This is a genomic window from Gulosibacter massiliensis, from assembly GCF_900626105.1.
Lineage (GTDB): Bacteria > Actinomycetota > Actinomycetes > Actinomycetales > Microbacteriaceae > Gulosibacter > Gulosibacter sediminis.
In genome coordinates this window covers 1361997-1379092 of sequence record NZ_UYZX01000001.1, presented here as the reverse complement: position 1 = coordinate 1379092, position 17096 = coordinate 1361997, and the positions used below count along the sequence as shown (strand labels likewise).

At 65.0% G+C, this 17096-nt stretch carries 15 protein-coding genes, 1 tRNA gene and 1 pseudogene; 6 read left to right on the top strand and 11 right to left on the bottom strand.

What is annotated here, in order from left to right; translation table 11 throughout:
- Nucleotides 1–153 precede the first annotated feature (153 nt).
- On the bottom strand, nucleotides 154–540 hold the full coding sequence (gene rplL, locus EJL01_RS06715; RefSeq protein ID WP_125106800.1) for a 50S ribosomal protein L7/L12: 387 nt from the start codon (nucleotides 538–540) through the stop codon (nucleotides 154–156).
- A 42-nt stretch (nucleotides 541–582) separates the two neighbouring features.
- Nucleotides 583–1101: a 50S ribosomal protein L10 gene (rplJ, locus tag EJL01_RS06710; RefSeq protein WP_125106799.1), complete on the bottom strand. Its 519-nt coding sequence runs from the start codon at nucleotides 1099–1101 to the stop codon at nucleotides 583–585.
- Nucleotides 1102–1854: 753 nt separating this feature from the next.
- Here rplJ and EJL01_RS13480 point away from each other — a divergent pair.
- From EJL01_RS13480 to EJL01_RS06700, 3 genes and pseudogenes are all read left to right on the top strand, one after another.
- Nucleotides 1855–2235, top strand: a pseudogene (locus tag EJL01_RS13480) (NAD(P)H-hydrate epimerase); the annotation flags it as partial.
- Complete coding sequence (locus EJL01_RS13475; protein ID WP_413229374.1) at nucleotides 2135–2551, top strand: NAD(P)H-hydrate epimerase; 417 nt, start codon at nucleotides 2135–2137, stop codon at nucleotides 2549–2551. The pseudogene EJL01_RS13480 and the gene EJL01_RS13475, both read left to right, overlap by 101 nt.
- Before the next feature lie 102 nt (nucleotides 2552–2653).
- A complete protein-coding gene (locus EJL01_RS06700) occupies nucleotides 2654–5812 on the top strand; it encodes a sigma-70 family RNA polymerase sigma factor (RefSeq protein WP_125106797.1) in 3159 nt (1052 codons plus the stop codon).
- Here EJL01_RS06700 and EJL01_RS06695 read toward each other — a convergent pair whose 3' ends face one another.
- On the bottom strand, nucleotides 5813–6637 hold the full coding sequence (locus tag EJL01_RS06695) for a YqaJ viral recombinase family protein (protein ID WP_125106796.1): 825 nt from the start codon (nucleotides 6635–6637) through the stop codon (nucleotides 5813–5815).
- Nucleotides 6638–6870: 233 nt separating this feature from the next.
- Complete coding sequence (locus EJL01_RS06690) at nucleotides 6871–7905, bottom strand: 1-phosphofructokinase family hexose kinase (protein ID WP_125106795.1); 1035 nt, start codon at nucleotides 7903–7905, stop codon at nucleotides 6871–6873.
- A 117-nt stretch (nucleotides 7906–8022) separates the two neighbouring features.
- Here EJL01_RS06690 and EJL01_RS06685 point away from each other — a divergent pair, with 117 nt between their 5' ends.
- Complete coding sequence (locus tag EJL01_RS06685) at nucleotides 8023–9000, top strand: NADP-dependent oxidoreductase (protein WP_125106794.1); 978 nt, start codon at nucleotides 8023–8025, stop codon at nucleotides 8998–9000.
- An 87-nt stretch (nucleotides 9001–9087) separates the two neighbouring features.
- Here EJL01_RS06685 and EJL01_RS06680 read toward each other — a convergent pair whose 3' ends face one another.
- From EJL01_RS06680 to EJL01_RS06655, 6 genes are all read right to left on the bottom strand, one after another.
- Nucleotides 9088–10512, bottom strand: coding sequence for an MFS transporter (locus EJL01_RS06680; protein ID WP_125106793.1), 1425 nt, complete (start codon nucleotides 10510–10512; stop codon nucleotides 9088–9090).
- A 282-nt stretch (nucleotides 10513–10794) separates the two neighbouring features.
- Entirely contained in the window at nucleotides 10795–11484 is a 690-nt protein-coding gene (gene rplA, locus EJL01_RS06675) for a 50S ribosomal protein L1 (protein ID WP_125106792.1), read from the bottom strand.
- 125 nt (nucleotides 11485–11609) lie between these two features.
- Complete coding sequence (rplK, locus tag EJL01_RS06670) at nucleotides 11610–12044, bottom strand: 50S ribosomal protein L11 (RefSeq protein ID WP_125106791.1); 435 nt, start codon at nucleotides 12042–12044, stop codon at nucleotides 11610–11612.
- Between the two features lie 191 nt (nucleotides 12045–12235).
- Entirely contained in the window at nucleotides 12236–13150 is a 915-nt protein-coding gene (gene nusG / locus EJL01_RS06665) for a transcription termination/antitermination protein NusG (protein ID WP_125106790.1), read from the bottom strand.
- 88 nt (nucleotides 13151–13238) lie between these two features.
- Nucleotides 13239–13964 (bottom strand): preprotein translocase subunit SecE, encoded by a 726-nt coding sequence (gene secE / locus EJL01_RS13090; protein ID WP_241209130.1) that lies wholly within the window; start codon nucleotides 13962–13964, stop codon nucleotides 13239–13241.
- Between the two features lie 184 nt (nucleotides 13965–14148).
- Nucleotides 14149–14221: transfer RNA gene (locus tag EJL01_RS06655), tRNA-Trp, on the bottom strand.
- A 172-nt stretch (nucleotides 14222–14393) separates the two neighbouring features.
- On the opposite strand from EJL01_RS06655, the gene EJL01_RS06650 reads away from it, so the two are divergent.
- Entirely contained in the window at nucleotides 14394–14990 is a 597-nt protein-coding gene (locus EJL01_RS06650) for a DUF2087 domain-containing protein (RefSeq protein ID WP_164509738.1), read from the top strand.
- Between the two features lie 51 nt (nucleotides 14991–15041).
- Nucleotides 15042–16238, top strand: coding sequence for a pyridoxal phosphate-dependent aminotransferase (locus tag EJL01_RS06645; RefSeq protein WP_125106788.1), 1197 nt, complete (start codon nucleotides 15042–15044; stop codon nucleotides 16236–16238).
- Nucleotides 16239–16292: 54 nt separating this feature from the next.
- Here EJL01_RS06645 and EJL01_RS06640 read toward each other — a convergent pair whose 3' ends face one another.
- The gene (locus EJL01_RS06640) at nucleotides 16293–17075 is read right to left on the bottom strand and encodes a hypothetical protein (protein WP_125106787.1); all 783 of its coding nucleotides are present in this window, start codon (nucleotides 17073–17075) and stop codon (nucleotides 16293–16295) included.
- Between the last annotated feature and the right edge of the window lie 21 nt (nucleotides 17076–17096).

Sequence of the window (17096 nt, the reverse complement as noted above, 5' to 3'; positions counted from 1 at the left end):
GCGAAATCGCTCACCGGCACGAATCGTTATCGCGCGTTCACCGAACCGCGATGCGGAAACGACGAAGCGGGTCGAGACAGTGTCTCGACCCGCTAGGTCGTGCGCCGACGAAAGGGTCAGCGCGAAGCGTCAAGCTGCGTGCGCAGCGAGCAACTACTTGACGGTGACGGTGGCGCCGGCGGCCTCGAGGGCCTCCTTGGCCTTCTCAGCGTCTTCCTTGCTTGCGCCCTCGAGGACGGGCTTCGGAGCGCCGTCAACGAGTGCCTTCGCGTCGCCAAGGCCGAGCGAGGTAAGACCACGCACCTCCTTGATGACCTGGATCTTCTTGTCGCCAGCAGCCTCGAGAATGACGTCGAACTCGGTCTTCTCTTCCTCGGCCGGAGCGTCAGCAGCAGCAGCGCCGCCGGCAGCAGCAACAGCAACGGGGGCAGCAGCGGTGACTTCGAAGGTCTCTTCGAAGAGCTTCACGAAGTCGCTGAGCTCGATGAGGGTGAGCTCCTTGAACTGCTCGATGAGCTCTTCAGCGGTGAGCTTAGCCATGGGGTTTCTCCTTAGTTATGAAATGCCGCGGTCCGGGACGGACTACTCCGCGGTCTCTTCCTGCTTTGCACGCAGCGCGTCGACGGTACGAACCGCCTTCGACGCGGGCGCGGTGAACATGTACGCGGCACCGAACAGCGAGGCCTTGAACGCGCCGGCAAGCTTGCCAAGCAGCGTTTCGCGGGACTCGAGGTCGGCGAGCTTGTTGACCTCTTCCGGGGTGAGCGGCTTACCGTCGAAGTAGCCACCCTTAATCACCAGGAGAGGGTTGTCCTTGGCAAAGTCGCGCAGTGCCTTGGCCGCGTCAACGACCTCACCGGTGACGAACGCAATAGCGGTCGGACCAGCGAAGTTGTCGTCGAGACCCTCGAACCCAGCCTTGTTGGCTGCGATCTTGGCGAGCGTGTTCTTTGCCACGGCGTAGGTTGCGTTCTCACCGAGCGAACGGCGCAGCTCCTTGAGCTGTGCAACGGTGAGACCGCGGTACTCAGTCAGCACAACGGCGTTTGAGCCCTGGAATCGCTCCACGAGCTCAGCGACGGTTGCCTCCTTGGTCGCCATGGTTCTCCTCTCGTCTGTACGCAAGACCTCGGCGGATGCCGGGATCCCACCGCCAGGCACGATTGACACGAAAAAACGCTCCGACGTAGGCGTCGGAGCGTTGCGCATGCCGACACAAACGTGTCGTAAGCGAAGTACTCTGTCGTCCTACGCGGGTGGTCCTTTCGGATCCTTCGTTTGGCTCTGGCCCGTGAGTTGCACTCATTGGGCACACGCCAAGCACCAGCGGTCTAAGGCTGCCTCTAGTCTAGCCATGCGCATCCGGACCGCGCAAGCGTTTGTTGCCTGCACTAGCAATGATGCGGACACAACCTCCCGAAGCGAGGAGGTGGCGTACATGCGTGCCGTACGACCCTGCCGCGGGGCGGTACGGCACAAGCTATGCCGTATTCCGCCCACCCCGTGCCTCAGCGCCCAGCCGCTGGGTTGCATGACGTGGCAGAGCGGACCACCGAGCGGCTTCGTCTTAAGCTCCACCTCAAGGAAGGGCGTTCGCGCCTTTGGATGCATAAAGAGCAGCGTCCCTGGGCGCGTATCCCTCCCTTCACCACGTGCGGGAGCTATTCGTACCTCGAGCTGCAGGTAGAGCAATATCCCGTGGCGCGAACGCCTCCGTTCCTGCGCCGCGGGAGCTGTTTTCGCCACGGGAGGCAGGTAGAGCAGCATCCCGAAGCGTGAATGCCTCCCAACTGCTGAGCTGTTCGCCCGCGGCCCTCGCCCTGCGCATCGCTGCCGCGGTGGGAGGATGGAGGCATGCGCACCGGATACACCGCAGCCCAGATTCGCGAGGCCGAGCAGCCGCTGTTGCAGCGGGGCGTGCCGCTCATGTTGCGGGCGGCGCAGGCGCTCGCCGACCAGATCACGAGCGTGCTGCCCGACCCGGCGACGGCGCGAGTGCTGTTCCTCGCGGGCGGCGGTGACAACGGCGCGGATGCGACGTACGCCGCATCGCTGCTCGCGGCGGCCGACGTGCGGGCCGAGGTCATCGCGGTTGCGGGCAAACTGCATCCGCAGGCCGAGGAAGCCGCGCGGGATGCAGGGGCCGAGATCATGTTCGAGCAGGATCCGGCCGCGGTCGCGGCGCGGGTTACGGGCGCGGATGTGCTGGTCGACGGCGTGCTCGGGATCGGCACTGGGGGGGGTCGCAGCCGGCGGATCACCGGCGCTACGCGAGCCGGTGCGTTCGGTGATCGTCGCGGTGAAGGCGGCCATCGCCGAGGCCGACCCACTCGTGATGGCGGTCGACATTCCCTCGGGCATCGACCCCGACGACGGCAGGGTGCCAGACCCGGATGCGGTGCTGCGCGCGCACATGACCATAACCTTCATCGGCATGAAGGCGGGGCTGCTGCTCGACCCGGCGAAGTCATTCGCGGGCAAAGTCTGGCTCGAGCCAATCGGCGCGATGCAGGGGTTGCTTCGCGTGACGCCGGCGATGCAGCTGCCGTAGTTCGCGGTGACACTGATGGGAAACCATTGATGTCGCTAGGTCGATCTAGGATCTGGACAACGGAGAGATACCGCTCCGATTAGTCCTCCGAAGGGCCCGACCATGACTCCTGGTGACTACCTTGCGATGAAGCTTGGTTCTTTAACTCCCGAGCAGATTGAGCAGCTCCTCGAGCAAGAAGAGCGCGAAGCTGAGGCGAAGCTGCGACGCATCCGCCAGCTTCGCGAAGCACAACGCGCGGCGGCGGCCGAACGCGAGTCCCGACCCGATCTCTCGTTATTCGCTTGGCAGCAAGAAGCGCTCAGCAGCTGGCGTGACGCGAAGCGAATCGGTGTGGTCGAGGCCGTCACTGGCACGGGCAAGACGAGAGTTGGACTCGCAGCGCTCCGGGATGCGCAGGAACTTGGGATGCGGAGCGTGGTGTACGTGCCAACGATCGCTCTCCAAGACCAGTGGGTTGCGCAAATACACGAGCACCTACCTGGCATCATGGTATCTACGCGCCGCGACCCCCACGGTGATTGGGACGTCACTGTCATCACGATCCAATCTGCGTTTCGACAGTCGATGCTCAGAAAGGGCGAAAAGGCCCTCCTGTTGGCCGACGAATGCCACACCTACGGAGCCCCCAAATACAGCGAGGGCCTTCGCCCCGAGGACTACCCAATACGCCTTGGTCTGACCGCGACCCTTGAGCGTGGAGATGTTGGCGACGAACGTCTCGCGAAATTCTTCGAGCGGACCTGTTTTTCCTTGGACTTCTCGCGTGCAGTGCGCGAAGAACTCATTGCCCCATTCAAGATTGCGTGGGTGCGGGTGCCGTTCACTTCGCGTGAGTTTGCCGCATACGAAGAACTCACCGACAACATGAGTGACGCACGGAGCAAGCTCCGTGGAGCTGTTCCGATGGAACCTTTCGGGGATTTTATTCGCGCGGTAACCCAGCTCGCGCAAGATCGCGAAGATCGTCGGAGCGGCAATGCACGCTGGTTCTTGAAATCATTTGCCGATCGAACTCGGCTTATGTCGGCCAGCGCGCAAAAACAATTGGTCATCCGCGAGCTCACACCGGTGATTGCAGCATCCAACGGCACGCTGGTATTCACGCAGACAGTTGAAATTGCGAGTACCATTGCAAGTTTGTTAAGCGACCGTGGTGCGAGTTCAACGGCCGTTTGCGCCGACACCGATGCGGAAGATCGCAGCGAAGCGTTCCGTCTGCTCGGCAACGGTGAGGTCAAAGCGCTCGCCGCGCCGCGCATCCTTGATGAAGGCGTCGATTTGCCAGAGGTCGACCTCGGCATCGTGGTCTCGTCGACTCGTCAACGGCGCCAGATGATTCAACGACTGGGACGCGTGCTTCGTAAGAAGGCGTCGGGAGGCATAGCCCGATTCGCGGTGTTGGTGCTGGCCGACTCGGTGGAAGACCCGCGAACACGCCAAATGGAGCCGAGCCTGCTCGATGAGCTTCGGCCGCTTGCGGTCGAAGCTGCGGAGTTCGATCTGCGCGAGGACTCCGGACTCAAGCACGTTGTTGAGTTCCTGAGCCCGGAAATGGATGCACGGAATGTGCCGAGCTTTGCTGCCGCAACGTCGGACGGTGATGCGCAAGAAATCGTTCGCGCCTGTAATGCGCGGCCGTCGGATCACCCCGCCGACGGGCAACCCGGTGATCGGGATTATGACCAACCCGCGCCGGTCGTCGCTGACAAGCTGGGCACCCTGCGCTTCAGGGATTCGGAGGAAATCGACTTTCCGACCACATCCCGCATCGTTGGGGCGCGGCCGGATGCGGTCAAGGATTACTTGAGCATCATCGGCAGATTCCCGTTACTCGAGGCGGAGGATGAGTGGCGACTTACTGAACAGATTAGGGCGGGCGAAGCGGCGCAGAAACAGCTCGACGAATCGACACCTGCCACCCGCGCGGAATTACATGCCCTTTGTCGCGCAATACGGCAAGGCCAGCGCGCACGAGACACGTTCATCACGTCAAATCTCCGCCTCGTCGTCAGCATCGCGAAGCGCAAGTACTGGCATCTGAGGCACATGAAATTTCTCGATGTGGTCCAGGCCGGTAACCTGGGGCTGATTCACGCGCTCAAATTGTTTGACCACAATCGAGGCACCAAATTCTCGACGTATGCGACGCATTGGATCCGACAAGCTTGTGACCGTGCCGCCGGCGACCAGGACCGAGAAATTCGTATACCTATTCACGCGCTTGACTCAGCGCGAGCTATCGAACTTGCAATCCGCGAAGTTGCCGGGGCCAGTGTTACTGCATCACCCCCGACGGATGAGGAAGTAGCGAAGGTTGCGGACATGTCTCTCGAGAAAGTCCGCCAACTGCGCCCGGTGATTGCACCGCTTGCTGACGTCGACGCATTTCGCCTTGAGCTGACCTACACCGATGATGAGCAATTTGGTGAACGGATTGAATCCGAGAGTACCCACACTGTTCTGCACCGCGTAATGAGCATGGTCTTGCCAGTGCGCGAGCAAGAAGTACTGCGGATGCGGTTTGGCATGGGTACCGAACTCGCCGAGCCTTTGACCCTGGAAGAAGTCGGGAATCACCTCGGCGTCACTCGCGAACGTGCCCGTCAATTACAGCGAAGGGCGCTAGAAACACTCCAAGCGGCTCCGGAGATTCGTGCACTCATGGGAATTTCCCCGTTCGAACCAACCGAGGCAAAAGCGATGGTTGCATCCGACCCACGCGCAGACGCTGATACTTCGGGGTTCATTTCGCCCGCCAAACTGCGACGGCAGTACGCGAACGAGCGTCGCGCGGCGGCACGAGCGTCGAAGACATCGCCCGTGAAACGCAGTGTTCGCAAGTTACCTCGGGAGGACAAGACCACCGAGCAGGTGCCCGTGCCGCCGGTGCCGTCGGTGTCACCCGTTCCACCGGTACCGCCCGTGCCACCGGTGCTGCCGGCGCCAACGTCACCACCGACAGTGAATGGGCAAGCGGCCCCTCCCGAGGTAGCGTCGCCGAAGACAACCAATCCAAAGGCGTCCCTTCCTCAGACGATTAGGGTTTGGGATAGCCGACGTGGCAGGTTTGCCGATGCGGCTCCTACGCCAGCGTCGGCGGCAAAGATGGCGACGCATCCCGCGCCTGCCGATGTGGCCTCCGTACCCTCTGACGCAGAGACTTCCGCAGGTGCATCTGTGGCGGTAAATGGTCAGCGGCCGCTGCGAGAACAACTACGGCACCAGCTCAAGTGGGGTACCCCAGCCAAGGACGAATAGCTACGCGAGCGCGAGCCGCTCCAGCACCTCGTTGGCGAGGCCCACAAGTCGGGCAATCTCGGCGTCGTCGCGCTCGATCCAGACGGCGCGGGGCTCCGCATCCTGCACGACGAAGTTCTTGTGGTGCTCCCACACGAACAGCGTTCGCTCGGCGGCGACGACGTACTGCTGCCAGTAGACCTGGCGCAGGTAGTTGCGGGGAATCTTCGCCCATGACTTGTTCGTCGTCTTGATCTCGGCGAGCAGCGACTCGCCGCCGCGCTGCGCGAGGCCGTCGGGCGTCGCGAGGTGGCGCGGGTTCTCGGCGGCGCGAATGAGGAAGCCGCAGCTGCCGATGCCGTGCTGCTCGCGCACCCACTTCTGAATCTCGGGCTCGCGCTTCTTGCCGTACTCGGTGAACGCGTTGCCGGTGAAGCTGCCGCCGTAGAGCTTGTCGTTCACGACGGCGCGAACGGATGCGGGGGTCGCGAGCCGCGCGGCGTCGGTCGCGGTGATGCCGACCTTGCGGTGGCGCAGCCACTCCTCGCGGTCGGAGTCGGCGCAGACGACGCGCGCGGCGAGCTCGCCGGTCGGGCGCGGGTTGAGCAGCTCGTCGACGAGGCCGGCGCGCCACAGCGTGCCGCTCGCGGGCGCGGTGGGCTCGCTCGCCGGCGTCGTCTCAGAGACGGTGAAGGATGCGCGCTCGCTCAGCGCGCGCAGGCTCGCCTCGATCTCTTCGGTCGCAGCGTTCGTGACGCTCGGCGGCGCGGCGAGGGCGAGGGGCGCGTAGTCGTCGGTGCGGGTCGACGAAAGTGCCTCGTCGGGTGCCGGCCGGAAAACTACCATTGCCCTAGTTTGCCACCACCCGCCGACAAGGGCGCCCTCCCCCGCCGCCGTTGACGTAGGGGGTTGAGTGGTCGTTTTTTGTCGTGCTGGCGGTGCCAGCACGACAAAAAACGACCACTCAACCCCCTAGAACAGCGAGGCGAAGGGGCGGCATCCACCGTGAACGGCAAGCAAAGGGACCGCGAGCGCCGGGGGCCGACCCTTGAGGGTTCGGCAGGGACAGGCGGGCGGTGCTAGGCGGAGGGAGTTTCGAAGAACTTGGTGGGTTCGCTGAGGGGCTGCGATGGGTCGGGCACCGTGATTTCGGCGGTCGGGGCGCCGTCGAGCGAGTCAATGATCGTCGTCGGCACCGACACCGCCATGGCGCCGTAGATGACGGCCTTCGACAGGCCTGACTTCAGCGCCAGCGGAGGCAGCTCACCGTAGTCAGCCTGGCCACCCTGCTGCCCGGGCCCCTGAATCGAGTGGCCGACGAATCCCGCGAGCGACGCATCCCCCGCGCCCGTCGTGTTCACGACCTGCGGCGCCTTCGCGTATCCCCACAGCGCCTCGTCGCGCGTGACGACCATCGCGCCGTCGCCACCCATCGACACGAGCACGACCTCGAGCCTCGCGCGCTCGATCACCTCGCGCGCCGCCTCGAGCACGTCGCCGACGGTGTTGAGATGCCGCTTCACGAGCGTCGCCATCTCGTCGGCGTTCGGCTTGATGCAGTCGACGAGCCCCGACATTGCCCATGTCTCGAGCGACGAGCCCGAGGTGTCGACGGCGACGCGCGTGCCGATACGGCGGGCCTCACTGAACAGCCGCGTGAAGTCAATCTTCTCGCCGGTCTCGACGAGCTTCGGCACCGAGCCCGACACGACGAGCCAGTCGGCACGCAGCGCGCGAATCTCCTGCAGCGTCATGTCGACGACGGCATCCCAGTCGCGCTCGTGCAGCGGCACGGCCTTCTGGTTCACGTTGGTCGTGCGGCCCTCGGGCTCAAGAATCGCGGTGTTCACGCGCATCCGCCCCGGCACCGGCAGAATGCGGAGCACCTGCGGAAACGGTGTGCGGAACAGCAGGTGTTCGTCCTCGCGCCCGACCGGCAGCACTGCCGAGGTCGAGACGCCGGCGATCCGCAGCGTACGCGACACGTTGATGCCCTTGCCCGAGAGAAACTCCTGAATCTCGGTCGCCCGGTTCACCTTGCCGGTGTCGAAGCTCTCAACGAAATAGGTGCGATCGATCACGGGGGCCGGGGTCAGCGAAACTACAGCAGGCATCTTCGTTCCTTTCGCAGCGGACTCACTCAGCGTAGCCCGCGAACTTGTCGCCGCACCCGGTTTTCCCCGCCAGTTTCGCCCGGCCCACGCGCAGCCGAACGTGTCAGGCTTGGCTTCATGTCTGAAACGATGCGCGCGGTTGTAGTCAATGAGTTTGGTGGCCCCGAGGTTCTGAAACTCGGCGAGGTGCCGATGCCGAAAGTCGTGAACAGCGACACGCTCGTGCGCGTGCACGCGGCCGGCCTCAACCCAATCGATGTGAAGACCCGCGCGGGCAAGGGCGCGTCCGGCGCAATCGAGCGGATGCCCTGGGTACCAGGCGGCGAGTTCGCCGGCGTCGTCGAGAAGGCGCCGTATGAGCTCGCGCCGTTCCAACCCGGCGATGAGGTCTACGGCATGCTACTCACCCCGCGCTACCAGGGCGCCCACGGCGACTACGTGTCGGTGCCGTTCATGTCGCTCGCGCACAAGCCGAAGTCGCTGACGATGCTCGAGGCCGGCGGCGTGCCCCTCGCCGCGCTCACGGCGTGGGCCGCGGTGGTTGAGGCTGCGCGCGTCCACTCCGGGCAGCGGATGCTCGTGCACGCGGGCGCGGGTGGCGTCGGTCACTTCGCGGTGCAGCTCGCGGCGTTCTACGGCGCCGAGGTGGTGACCACCGCATCCGGCCGCAACCACGAATGGCTCATCGGTCTCGGCGCGAGCCAGGTCATCGACTACACCTCGGAGCGCTTCGAGGACGCGATCGACGAGCCGGTCGACGTCGTCATCGACCTCATCGGCAACGTGCAGGACGACACGGGCAGCCGCTCGCTCAAGGTGCTCCGCGACGGCGGCCTCGTCGTGAACGTGCCGACCGGCTCATGGCCGACGATGCACGAGGAGGCTGAGGCCGCGGGGCGTGAACTGCGCGCATCCACACTCAAGCTCTCACCCGAGGGGCGGATCCTCACCACCATCGCCCAGCTCTTCGACCAGGGCGACCTGCAGACACACCTCGACGCGAGCTTCCCGCTCGGCCAGGCCCGCGCCGCCCACGAGCAGCTCGAGCAGGGACACACGCGGGGCAAGATCGTCTTCGACCTCACCGCAGGGTAGTCACGCCGAGCACCAACGAAGCAGGGCGGCCCCGCATCGATTTCGGTGCGGGGCCGCCCTGCAAATTCGCGAGCTCGAGTGCGCGAGCTAGTGCTGCGTGCGCACGCCGGCGGGGATGGGGTCGCCCGGCTTCCAGGTCTCCCACTGGCCCGAGTGCTCCATGTCGTGGCCAAGCGGAATGCCGTGGCGGCCCTTGAGCAGGATTGAGCCGACGAGGCCGACGGCCGACATGATCGCGAGGTAGACCGCGGCCCAGTGCCACTGACCGGCGTTCGCTTCGAAGGTCGCCTGCACGATGAGGGGCGCGAACGCGCCACCAATGATCGCGCCGATCGCGTAGGTAATCGACACACCCGAGAAGCGCACGGATGCGGGGAACACTTCGGCGTACCAGGCACTGAGCGGGCCGTAGCAGAAGCCCAACGGAATGCCGAGGAGGCAGGTGCCGAGCACGAAGTAAATCGGGTTCTCGCCGCCCATCACGACAAGCGGGAAGAGCGCAATCGATGCGAAGATCATGAGGATGTACCCGACGATGAACACCGGTTTCGCGCCGTACTTATCGGCGATCCAGGCGCCGACATAGGTCCAAATCGCCCACGAGATTGCGGCGAGGTTGAGGAAGAGGCTGACCTGGCCGCCATCCATGCCGACCATACCGCCGGCCTCGAGCGGCGTCGAGGCGTAGCGCTGCACGATGCCGCCCACCAGCATGTAGCCGACCGCGTTGTCGCCGGCGAAGACGAGGGCGGCGAGGATCACAATGAGCCAGTACTTGCGGAACACCACGGCGATCGGCGCCGACTGGCTCTTCGCCATCTTTGAGATTTGGCGGAACACCGGCGATTCCTCGACCGCTCGACGCACGACGTAGCCAACGACGATCAGCACGACCGAGAACAGGAACGCAATGCGCCAGCCGCCGTTCGTGAAGCCCTCCTGACCCATGGTCATCTGCAGCACGGTGAGCATGCCCGTCGCGAGTAGCATGCCAAACGGTACGCCGAGCTGCGGCCATGCGCCGGCGCGGTTGCGGCCGCCGTCGGCGGCGGTCTCGACCGCCATGAGGGCCGCGCCGCCCCATTCGCCGCCGGCCGAAATACCCTGCAGCACGCGCAGAATGAGCAGCCCGATGGCGCTGACCGCTGCGAGGTCACCGGTGGGCAGCAGACCGATGAGCGCTGTCGCCGTGCCCATAAGGATCAGCGTCGCGATGAGCACTGGCTTGCGACCGTACTTGTCACCGAAATGGCCGGCGAGGAACGCGCCAAGCGGGCGGAACAGGAACGAGAGGCCGATCGAGGCCATCGAGATCAGCGTTGGGCCGGCCGGGCCCATCGCCTCGCCCATCGGCCCGAAGAACTGGGTGTTGAAGATGAGCGACGCCGCGAAGGCGTAAATGAAGAAGTCGTACCACTCAACGGTGGTGCCGACGATCGTCGCGGCGAGGACGCGCCGGCGCTCGGCCGGGCTCGTCACCGGCAACTGGTCGATTTCAGAGGTGTTGGACATTTCATGGCTCCGTTGTCATGACAATCCGAGTCGGCCACCGTGGCGCGACTCAGGCGAACGTCACATTCGTCACGCCAGACACTACCGCATTACCGACCCGATCGTCGGTAATTCCCTCGCCCGCCTTTGCTCGCCGGCGCCAGCGCCCTCCCGCAGCATCCCGAGGGCCGGATGCGCGGCTCGAGTCGCGCCTCCGGCTGCAGGCCCTCGCACCGGCCAGGAAACGCAAACTGGCCCCGCCGAAGCGGGGCCAGTGAACTCGCGACGAGCGCGAGACGTTGCTTAGAACGCCGAAACGTCGAGGGGGATCGACGGGCCGAAGGTCGTCGCGACGACAGCCTTCTGCACGTAACGGCCCTTCGCCGAAGCCGGCTTGAGTCGGATGACCTCGTCGAGCGCGGCCTGCAGGTTCTCGGTGAGCTGCTCGGCGTCGAACGACGCCTTGCCCGCGATGAAGTGCAGGTTCGAGTGCTTGTCGACGCGGAACTCGATCTTGCCGCCCTTGATCTCGGTGACAGCCTTGGCGGCGTCCGGGGTCACGGTACCGGTCTTCGGGTTCGGCATGAGGCCACGGGGACCAAGCACCTTACCGAGACGGCCTACCTTGCCCATCATGTCGGGGGTGGCGACGGCCGAGTCGAAGTCGGTCCAGCCGTCAGCGACCTTCGCGATGAGTTCGTCGCTGCCGACCTCGTCGGCGCCCGCGGCGAGGGCGGCCTCAGCGGCCGGGCCCTGCGCGAACACGATGACGCGAGCGGTCTTACCGGTGCCGTGCGGCAGGCTGACGGTGCCACGCACCATCTGGTCGGCCTTGCGCGGGTCAACGGCGAGGCGCAGTGCGACCTCGACGGTGCTGTCGAACTTCGCCGACGAAGTGTCCTTCGCGAGCTGCGCGGCCGAGGCAAGGTCGTAGACCTTGCCCTCTTCAATCTTCTCTGCCGCGGCGCGGTACGCCTTGGAATTCTTTGCCATGTTGTGCTCCTTTGAGAGTGTGCGGTCGAACGAGCTGGCTGGCTCTCCCGCGAAAGTGTGTACGGCCACGCGCTGTGGCGCGGCGTGTGTGCACTACCCCGATCGCTAGCTCGGGGAGGCGGGGGCTAGTTGCCCGTGACCTCGATGCCCATGGAGCGGGCGGTGCCGGCGATGATCTTCGCGCCAGCTTCGATGTCGTTCGCGTTGAGGTCGGCCTTCTTGGTCTCGGCGATTTCGCGCGCCTGGTCCATGGTCATCTTGCCGACCTTGTTCGTGTGGGGCACACCCGAGCCCTTCTTCACGCCCGCAGCCTTCTTGATGAGCTCAGCCGCCGGGGGCGTCTTGAGCACGAAGGTGAACGAACGGTCTTCGTACACGGTGATCTCAACGGGCACAATGTTGCCGCGCTGCTGCTCGGTCGCCGCGTTGTACGCCTTGCAGAACTCCATGATGTTGACGCCGTGCTGACCCAGGGCCGGACCAACCGGCGGAGCAGGGTTCGCGGCGCCAGCCTGGATCTGAAGCTTGATCAGACCCGAAACCTTCTTCTTCGGTGCCATGTGGTTTCCTTTCTGTCGAGTGGATGTTGCGAACATCCCTCTCCCGCAACGCCGGCCTTTCCGGCGCCCGGTATCGGTTGCGCATGCGCAACCCCGCAAGTTTACTCGATTCCGCACATCCTGGCCAGGGGCGGTTCATGCGAACGCGGCGCCGTCCACGTGGGTCGACGCCGCGTCTGCTCGAGCTGAAGTTAGAGCTTCGCGACCTCGTCGAACGAGAGCTCGACGGGAGTCTCGCGACCGAAGAGGGAGACGAGCACGATGAGCTTGCCCGCCGCGGCGTTGATCTCGCTGATCGAACCGGTGAGGCCTTCGAACGAGCCTTCCTTGATCGTGACGGTCTCGCCGTTCTCGAACTCGACCTCGGTGATCGGCTGCTTGCCGCCCGTGGCAGCGCCGGCCTTGGCCTCACCCTTGACATCCTTGACGTCGGGCAGCTCGACGATGCTCTTGAGCATCTCGAAGACTTCCTTGAATCGCAGCGGCACCGGGTCGTGCGCGTTACCAACAAATCCCGTGACGCCCGGCGTCTGACGCACGAGCGACCAGCTGTCCTCAGTGAGGTGCATGCGAACGAGCACGTAGCCGGGGATACGCACGCGCGTGACCATCTTGCGCTGGCCGTTCTTCATCTCGACGACGTCTTCCATGGGCACCTGCACCTCATAGATGTCGTCGGCGCCCTCGGACGACTCCGAGCGCTTCTTGTTCTCGACGCGCTGCTGGAGGTTGTCGCGCACCTTGCGCTCGAAGCCGGCGTAGGTGTGGATGACGTACCACTTGCCGGGCTTCATGCGCAGTTCGAGCTTGAACTCGGCGTAGGGGTCAACCTCGGCCTCGTCGTCGCCCTCGGCGGCTTCACCTTCGACGGCTTCACCTTCGGCGGCGGGCTCGGCGTCGGCCGACTCGGCGTCAACGGTCTCAGCGCCGTCGGATGCGACTGCGTCGGTCGCGACGGCGTCGGTCTCGACGTCGTTAGCCTCGACGTCGTCGGTCTCGACGTCGTTAGCCTCGGCCTCGACAGGCGCGTCCTGGCTCTGGGGAGCCTCGTTCACGGCGTCGAGCTCGGTCTCGTTCTGCTCGGGAAGCTGGGTTTCGTCAGCCACGGTAGTTCAACTCACTTCATCGAATTGCGGCGCGACGGCCGCTCGGTCTGTGTCGGACGCGCGGGCGTGTGGCGCCGCGACTTGGGGATTACGGGGTCGCCGTCGCGGTCGGGTCAACCGACTCGGTCGGCAGGACGGTCTCGGTGGGCACCGGCGTCTGGGTCGGATCGCCGCCCTGGAACCAGTCCTCGGGGAACAGCGACTGGCCGTTGCCAAACACCCACGAGGAGGCGAAGCCGAAGATCCAGTCGAAGAGCATCACGAGCAGCATCATGATGATGAGGAACGCGATCACGACGCCGACGTAGCGCCAGAGTTCCTGGCGGGTCGGGGTGACGACCTTCTTCAGCTCGATGACGACTTCACTGAAGAACTTGCGAAGGCCGCGCTTCTCGCCAGCGTCCTTCTTGTCGTTCTTCTGCTTGCTCGTCTTCTTCGATGCCTCAACAGCGGCGCCCTTGGCTGAGGTCTTCTCGCCGCGCTTCGCCTTCTTGCCCTTGCCGGATGCGACTACCGCAGCATCCTTCTTGGCGTCAGACTTCGCGTCGTCCGAGTCAGCGTCGTCAGCGTCGTCGGCGTCGCTGTCGTCAGCGTCGTCGTCCTCGGCATCAGCATCACTGTCACCCGCGTCCTCATCAGCCTCGGCTTCGGCGTCAGCCTCGTCATCGGCGTCTTCGTCAGCTTCGCTCACAGCCGACTCGTCGGCCGCCTCCGCATCAAGCGTCTCGTCCAAAGCGTCGGCCTCGTCACCGCTTGGTTCGGTGCTGTTGGTGAGGTCGTCGTCACGCTCGTCATCAGACGTGCCTGTGGCCACGCGGATCCCTTTCGAAGCTTGGATATGCGGCACGAACCGGATTTTGGGCGCACTGCAGTATGCCTTTTGGCAACTGCATCAGCCTACGTCACAGCGACAACCTTGTCGATAACGCGAGCCCGATTGCCCCGCAAAACCAGCCGAGATGCAAAACGGGCCGTGCACTCCGCACGGCCCGTGGCTGCAGGGCGGACAGGAATCGAACCTGCAACCTGCGGTTTTGGAGACCGCTGCTCTGCCAATTGAGCTACCGCCCTACGTCACGTCGCGCATACTGCGCGGGCAACCCAGACAGTTTACGACAAAACCGCCGCCACCTCCACATGCCGATGCGAGGTTGCCCTCGAACCGACCGCCGGATGCTGCGGCCGGGTTTGCTATTGCGAGCCGAACGCGGGTGAAATGCCGGTACGAGAGGAAGTGTCATCCATGACTCACCAGTGGCGCAATGTCATCGCGCTCTTTGTCAATGAACAGACGCGTCAGGTCGCCGGGCGGCTGCTGCTCGACGAAACAGTCCACCCAGATTCCCTTGGGCTTTCGCCGTCACGCACCCGACACGTGGTGAGCGCGATCGTGAACTCGGGCATCGCTGAGTTGGCCACCGACGGCGCGCTGACGCTGACGCCGTCAGTGTTTCCAGAGCTACTTAGCGAGGGTAAGCGCGAGGCCAAAACCGGGATTCAACGTTTTCTCGTCGATGGGCGCATCGGCACCTATCCGGCAACTCCGAGCGAGCGAGGTGCGCTTCTACGCTGGGTTCGCGACCAGGTCATCGCTCACGACGAAACGCTCTCCGAGACCGAGATGAACGAGCGTCTATCCAAGTTCCACGACGACGTCGCGGTGCTCCGCAGATACTTGGTCGACTTCGGCCTCGTGGAACGACGCTATGACGGCACTGAGTACCGCCATAGCGGCGTCAACCATTCGCGAGCACGACGTTGCGTGACGCCGCGAGTTTGGCGTTCGCGCACATCCGGCCCATTTCCGGCGGATGTGCAGACAGCCGGCCGCACGTCATGAAAAATGAATGACGGTAACCCGTTCACAACCGCACAAACTAGGCTGCACATCATGACTGAATCGCGTCTTTCGTCCCGCGTCTCCGCCATCGCCCCTTCGGCCACGCTGAAGGTCGACAATAAGGCCAAGGCCCTCAAGGCAGAGGGCCGCCCGGTGATTTCGTACGCCGCCGGCGAGCCCGACTTCGCAACGCCGCAGCACGTCATCGACGCCGCTGTCGAGGCCGTGAAGGACCCGAAGAACCACAAGTACACGGCCAACGTCGGTCTGCCCGAGCTGCGCGACGCGATCGTCGAGAAAACCGCGCGCGACTCGGGCCTCACCGTGCCCGCGAGCCGCGTGCTCGTCACGAACGGCGGCAAGCAGGCCGTGTTCGAGACGATCCAGGCGATCATCGGCGACGGCGACGATGTGCTGCTGCCGACCCCGGCGTGGACCACCTACCCCGAGGTCATCAAGTTCGCCGGCGGCAACACCATCGAGGTCTTCGCCGGCGCCGACCAGGGCTACAAGGTCACCGTCGAGCAGCTCGAGGCCGCGCGCACGCCCGACACGAAGGCGATGCTCTTCGTTTCGCCGTCGAACCCGACCGGCGCCGTCTACTCGCCCGACGAGACCCGCACCATCGGCGAGTGGGCGCTCGAGCACGGCGTGTGGGTCATCGCCGACGAGATCTACCAGAACCTCGTCTACGACGGAGTGAAGGCCACCTCGATCGTCGAGGCCGTGCCGGCGCTCGCCGAGCAGGCCGTGCTCGTTAACGGTGTCGCGAAGTCGTTCGCGATGACCGGCTGGCGCGTGGGCTGGATGGTGGGCCCGGAGGACGTCATCAAGGGCGCCGCGAACCTGCAGTCGCACCTCACGAGCAACGTGAACAACGTCGCGCAGCGCGCCGCGCTCGCCGCCCTCATCGGGCCGAGCGAGCCGATCGAGGAATTCCGCCTCGCCTTCGACCGCCGCCGCAAGCTCATGGTCGACGAGCTCAGCAAGGTCAACGGCTTCACCGTGCCGACGCCCCAGGGCGCGTTCTACGTCTACGCCGATGTGTCGGGCGTGCTCGGCAAGGAGTACGACGGCGTTCGCCTCGAGACCTCGCTCGACCTCGCCGACTTCCTGCTCGATCGGGCCGAGGTCGCGGCCGTCCCCGGCGAGGCCTTCGGCCCCTCGGGTTACCTGCGCTTCAGCTACGCGCTCGGCGACGACGCACTCGTCGAAGGCGTGCGCCGCATCCAGGCGCTCTTCAACTAACTCGCGCCACACCGCGCGCCAGTAGCCGGGCCCCGTCGCAAGACGGCGGCCCGGCTACGGCGTTGTGAAGGTAATTTCGGCGAGCTTGTCGAGCAGCTCGTCGTTGTCGTCGAGCGTCGTCGTGCTCCACAGCACGATGTGCACGCGCGTGCCGGTGAGCGGCATGACGCGCTGCAGCAGCCAGACCTGGCCGCCCTCGCACTCGTCGGCCCGCACGCCGAGCAGCTCGAGTTTCGTGCCGTCCTCGCCCTCAAGCAGGTACGACTCGGGCTCGGAGATGCCCGTCGCGCCGTACGAGCACTCGTCGTTGATGCGATTGAGCTGTGCGAGCGTGAGCTCTTTGTCGGTCTGGTTCGAGTTGAACACCGACGTCTGCCACACCTGAATCTGCGCGCTGTAGTCGGGCGCATACATCGTCAACTGCTCGGGGCGATTCACGATGTCCTGCTCGATCCAGTCGCCGAGCTTCGGGTAGACGAGCGTGAAGCCATCCTCGAACACCGCATCCTGCTCAATCGAGACCGTGTCGCCCGGCTGCACCGCGTAGGGCGTCGGCGTGGGGCCCACGGTGTCGGTCGGGCCGGCGGTGCCGCCGCCGTTGCTCTCGAGCGGCGCCGCGGCCTCGCCCTGGCTCGGCTGCAACGGGTTTCCCCACAGCAGCGCGAGCGTGATGACGAGGCCGATGACGACGACCGCCGAGGCGCTCGTGAGCACAATCGTGAGGGGTGACCAGACGCGGCGGCGCGACGAGCCGGATGCGTCGGGCACAGCAGCCGCTGCCGGCTCGGCCCCGAAGCGGGGCTCGGGCGGGCTGAATCTCGGTCGCTGCTCACTCACCTGGGTCTCCGTCTCGTTGGC